This is a genomic window from Gemmobacter sp. (genome assembly GCF_046292685.1).
GTDB lineage: Bacteria > Pseudomonadota > Alphaproteobacteria > Rhodobacterales > Rhodobacteraceae > Wagnerdoeblera.
Genome location: NZ_JBKBQM010000094.1, coordinates 1 through 4,568, shown reverse-complemented (window position 1 = coordinate 4,568; position 4,568 = coordinate 1). Strand labels below are relative to the sequence as shown.

The 4,568-nt window shown below is 72.2% G+C and carries 4 protein-coding genes and 1 pseudogene; 2 read left to right on the top strand and 3 right to left on the bottom strand.

The annotated features are described in order from the left end of the window. Positions 1–246: 246 nt before the first annotated feature. Positions 247–639 (top strand): annotated as a pseudogene (locus ACK4S2_RS15610) (enoyl-CoA hydratase-related protein); the annotation flags it as partial. A gap of 719 nt (positions 640–1,358) precedes the next feature. On the opposite strand, the gene ACK4S2_RS15605 reads toward ACK4S2_RS15610, so the two are convergent. After that, complete coding sequence (locus ACK4S2_RS15605) at positions 1,359–2,501, bottom strand: alpha-D-ribose 1-methylphosphonate 5-triphosphate diphosphatase (protein ID WP_409626468.1); 1,143 nt, start codon at positions 2,499–2,501, stop codon at positions 1,359–1,361. Positions 2,502–2,605: 104 nt separating this feature from the next. Here ACK4S2_RS15605 and ACK4S2_RS15600 point away from each other — a divergent pair, with 104 nt between their 5' ends. Next, on the top strand, positions 2,606–3,286 hold the full coding sequence (locus ACK4S2_RS15600; RefSeq protein ID WP_409626465.1) for a DUF1045 domain-containing protein: 681 nt from the start codon (positions 2,606–2,608) through the stop codon (positions 3,284–3,286). Here ACK4S2_RS15600 and phnN read toward each other — a convergent pair. Further along, positions 3,268–3,792: a phosphonate metabolism protein/1,5-bisphosphokinase (PRPP-forming) PhnN gene (gene phnN / locus ACK4S2_RS15595; protein WP_409626462.1), complete on the bottom strand. Its 525-nt coding sequence runs from the start codon at positions 3,790–3,792 to the stop codon at positions 3,268–3,270. The two genes, ACK4S2_RS15600 and phnN, sit on opposite strands and share 19 nt — an antisense overlap. Further along, positions 3,789–4,472: a phosphonate C-P lyase system protein PhnL gene (phnL, locus tag ACK4S2_RS15590; RefSeq protein WP_409626460.1), complete on the bottom strand. Its 684-nt coding sequence runs from the start codon at positions 4,470–4,472 to the stop codon at positions 3,789–3,791. The genes phnN and phnL overlap by 4 nt, the downstream gene beginning before the upstream one ends. Positions 4,473–4,568: the final 96 nt, after the last annotated feature.

Below are 4,568 nucleotides of genomic sequence, written 5' to 3'. Positions count from 1 at the left end.
CCGCTGCGCCAGGATCAAGCTCGAGGGTGAAGGCGAGTGGATTGCCCGCAAGCCTGGCGGCGCCAAACGCAGGGTCTGGCGAACCATCTGGCGACGATGATGAGGGGCCTGCCCGCCATCGATCCGAGGCCGGCCCCGAACGACTTCACCGCGCTCGCCATCCCCGTGACAGAAGCCGCGGGATAAGCCTGTCCGGGAAAAGGGGGCCATCTCCATCACCCGATTTGCGCAACGAAGCCGCACGACATGATCCTGAGCCTGCCTCCCGCCGACCGCGATGCGGCCACGGTCGCGCATTTCTGCCCCATCGGCGGGGCCTTTCGCAAACCGGAAACGGCCGGACTCCCGGTGGCGATGGCCATTCGCGGGCTGGCCCTGGGCGGTGGCTGCGAACTGGCGCTGGCCGGGCATTGCCGCGTGCTGACCGATGCGCCCTCAACGGCGCCGGGGATGCCGGAATCGCTGGTGGGCCTGCAGCCCGGCGGCGGCACCCAGCGCCTGCCGCGCCTCGTGGGGCCCGATGCCTCGCTCCTCGTGCGGCTCGAAGGCGCCCGCTTCGACCCTGCCACCGCCTTGCGCCTTGGCGCAGCCAACCGCGTGCTGCCCCCGGGGCAAGAGCTTGCCGCCGCCGAAGCCTGGCTGCGCCGCGCCCCCGACCCGCGCCAACCCTGGGACAGCCCCGGCTGGCGCGACCCATCGGCCGACCAGGTTTCGGCGGTGCTGGATACGGTGCGCGGCCCGATGCTGGCACGCACCGGCGGCCATTCCCCGGCAGAGCCCGCCATCCTCGAATGCCTGCAACGGGGCGTGCCCGTGGCAATGGATGCCGGCATCGCGGCCGAGATCGAGATCTTCGCCCGGCTGGTGCAGCGGATCGAGCCGCGCAACATGATCGCGGTGAATTTCCTCGGCCGGGTCGATTACGACCGCGCCGCGCGCAAGGGCACGTTGCCGGCGGCGCTGCGGGACTTCGTCGCCGATGTGCGCGGCGCGCTGGGGGCGGCGATCACCGTCAACCACGACATCGTGATCGAGGCCGCGCGCTTTGCCCGGCTGGATGTCACCGGCACCCTGCCCCCCGCCGATCCGGCGCTGGCGCAGGCGGCGGCATCGCGGGCCGAGCCCTGGTTTGCCGCCCCGCACACCCCGCTGGAGCACGAAGCCCTGCGCCTCGTGGCGATGATGGCCCTGGCCGCGGCCCCCTGGGCCGGACCTATCGAGCCGCAGGACCGCAACCTGGCCGATCCTGCCGTGGTGCGCACCGGCATGCTGCCGGCCTATCTTGGCGGCCCCTTCACCCAACTGGCGCACCTGGGCGAGGCGCGGGCCCCGGCCGGGCAGCGATGGCCCGGCCCGCATCAACCGGCGCGGCGCCCTTGCACCCAGACCCCGCGCACCGCCCCCGCGGTGCCGATCCGGGTCACGCGGATCACATCCGCCCGCGCGCCGGGTTCCAGCCGGCCGCGGTCGGCCAGCCCGGCGGCCTGCGCAGGGGCAGAGGTCACGGTGGCAATGCCGCGGGCCATGTCGCCCCACAGGTCGCCCAGCATCAGCGCCCCGGTCAGCAACGCCGAAGGCACATAGTCCGACGACAGGATGTCCAGCACCCCGGCCTCGGCCAGCGCCTGCGCGGCAACATTGCCCGAATGGCTGCCGCCCCGGATCAGGTTCGGCGCGCCCATCATCACGCCGATCCCGTGGTTGCGGCAGGCCCGCGCGGCGGCTTCGGTGGTGGGAAACTCGGCAAAGCGCACGCCATGCGCCCGGCTGACGGCAACCTGCTCGGGCGTCGTGTCGTCGTGGCTGGCCAGCACCGCGCCATAGTGCCGCGCCGCGGCCACCGCCGCCGCCTCGTGTTCCTCGCGCACCCGGGCCGACAGCGCCACCTGCTGCGCGACATGATCCTGAAACTCGGCCTCGCTCAGCCCGTGCTTGCCGCGCACATAGTTGCGCAACTGTGTCAGGTCGGAAAACTGCCGCTGCCCCGGGGTGTGGTCCATCAGGCTGACGATGCCGATGCGGTCGTCGGGGCCAAAGCGCGCCAGCTCCTCGGTCAGCGTCTCGGAACAGACTTCGGCGCGCAGGTGCAGGAAATGGCTGATCCGCAGCGCCCCTTGCGCCCGCAGGTCCAGAATCTCGTCGGCCAGCGCCCGGGCATATTCGCCGTAACCCAGCCTGCCGTTCGACACCACGGACCCGACGCGCAAGGCATCGAACACCGTGGTGATGCCCACGCCCGCCAGTTCGGCATCATGCGCGATGATCGCGGCCTGATGCGGCCAGCCGACCTTGGGGCGCGGCTGGATATGGCGCTCCAGGTTGTCGGTGTGCAGCTCGATCAGCCCCGGCATCACCAGATCGCCGCCGCAATCCACCGCCCCCGCCGGCACCCCGGCGCCCTCGGCGATATCGGCGATGCGCCCGTCGGCCAGGCGCACCTGCCCGCGAAAGCTTTCGCCGGGCAAAACCAGCATGGCATTGGCAAGGATCGTCTCGGTCATTCGCATCTGTCCTGTCTTGAAACCGGGCCACGGGCGGGGCTGACTGGCACGACAGCGTCACACGGATGTGACATGCGCCCGCTACCTGCCCCGGCATGACCCAGATGAAACGCTACGCCGTCTATTTCGCCCCGCGCCCCGGCGCCTTTGCCACGCTTGCGGCCCACTGGCTGGGCCGCGATGCCGCCGATGGCCGCGCCTTGCCGCAGCCCGAGCTGCCCGGCCTGCCCGCGCCCGCCGCCGACCTGACGGCCGAGCCGCGGCGCTACGGCTTTCACGGCACCCTCCGCGCGCCGTTCCGCCCCGCACCGGGCGTATCGCCGGACGACATCGCCGGCGCACTCGCCGATCTGGCCGTCCGCCTGCCCCCCGCCACCTGCGACGGGTTGCGGCTGGAAAACCTGCACGGCTTTCTGGCCCTGACCCCCGAAGGCGACGATGCCGCCTTGCAGGCGCTGGCCGCCCGGGTCGTCACCGCGACCGACCCCTTGCGCGATGCGCCGACCCCGGCCGAAATCGCCCGCCGCCGACCCGAAACGCTGACCGCGCGGCAACGCGCGCTGCTCGACCGCTGGGGTTACCCCTTCGTGATGGAGGAGTTCCGCTTTCACCTCACGCTGACCGGCCGCCTGACCCCCGACCAGACCGCCCCGGTCATGGCCGCCCTCGGCGCGCATTTCGCCCCGGTGCTGCCGCGCCCCTTCGCCATCGAGGATCTGTGCCTGTTCGGCGAAACCGCCGACGGCAGCTTCCGGCTGCTGCATCGCTACGCCCTCATCGGCTGAATCGCGGCCAGCAGTGCGGCAACGCCCGCCTCGGGCGTGCCGTCGTTGACGACCGTGGTAGCCTCGATTCCCGGCGGCAGCACAAAGGCCGCCCGCGCCAGCCGACGGCCGATCTCGGCGGCGCTTTCGCGCCCGCGCGCCGCCAGCCGTTCGGCCAGCACCGCATCCGGTGCCGTCACCACGATCACGCGCAAACCCGGAAACACGCGCCGCGCCTCGGGCAAGGCGGCGCGGCTGCCGTTGAACAGCACATCCCCCGGCCCCGCCACCTGATCGCGCGGAATGCCATAGGCCAGTCCATGCGCCCGCCAGTGCAAGGCGAAATCGCCGCGCGCAACACGGGCGGCGAACTCGGCCTCGGTCACCCCGTCGAAATCCTCGCCCCCTGCCTCGGCAGGCCGGGTGATGACGCGGCGCACCAGCCGCAGATCCGGCCGGGCCCGCAGGGCGCCGGCGATCAGCGTATCCTTGCCCGCCCCCGAAGGCCCAACAACGGCAAGGATCATGCTGCCTTCCCCGGGGTGAATCCGGTCACGTCCACCAGCCGGTCGCAGACCCGCGCCCGTGCGCCTTCGTCGTGAAAGATGCCCAGAATGGCCGCGCCGCGCGCCTTGGCGCCTTCGATCAGCTGCAACACCACCTCGCGGTTGGCGGCATCGAGGCTGGCCGTCGGCTCGTCCAGCAGCAGCACGGGAAAGTCGTGCACGAACCCGCGGGCAATGTTCACCCGCTGCTGCTCGCCCCCCGAAAAGGTGGTGGGCGACAGGCCCCACAGCCGTTCGGGAATGTTCAGCCGCGCCAGCAATCCTGCCGCCCGGTCGCGGGCGGTCGCCGCCGGCACCCCCAGCGCCAGCAAGGGCTCGGCCACCACCTCCAGCGTCGGCACCCGCGGCACCACCCGCAGGAACTGGCTCACATGGCCCAGCGTCTCGCGCCGCAGGCGGATGATGTCGCGCGGTGCCGCACCCACCACCTCTTGCCCCGCCACGCGGATGCTGCCCCCGGCGGCCAGGTAATTGCCCTGCACCATGCGCATCAGCGTGCTCTTGCCCGCCCCCGACCGGCCCACCAGCCCCACGCATTCGCCGGCGGCCACGCCCAGACAGGCGCCGGCCATCACCGGAATCACCGTGCCGCCCTGATTGTGCAGGGTAAAGCTCTTGGCCAGATCCCGAACCTCGATCATCGGATGTTCCTTCACCTTGTCCAAATATCCCGGGGGTGGGGGGGGCGCGCCCCCCCCCCCACCCGGGCCCCCCCCAAGCCCCACCCCACCCCCCCC

Excerpts from the sequence above, each read along its gene's own strand:
- ACK4S2_RS15605 (WP_409626468.1), bottom strand. The coding sequence starts at position 2,501 with ATGACCGAGACGATCCTTGCCAATGCCATGCTGGTTTTGCCCGGCGAA.
- ACK4S2_RS15600 (WP_409626465.1), top strand. The coding sequence starts at position 2,606 with ATGAAACGCTACGCCGTCTATTTCGCCCCGCGCCCCGGCGCCTTTGCC.
- phnN (WP_409626462.1), bottom strand. The coding sequence starts at position 3,792 with ATGATCCTTGCCGTTGTTGGGCCTTCGGGGGCGGGCAAGGATACGCTG.
- phnL (WP_409626460.1), bottom strand. The coding sequence starts at position 4,472 with ATGATCGAGGTTCGGGATCTGGCCAAGAGCTTTACCCTGCACAATCAG.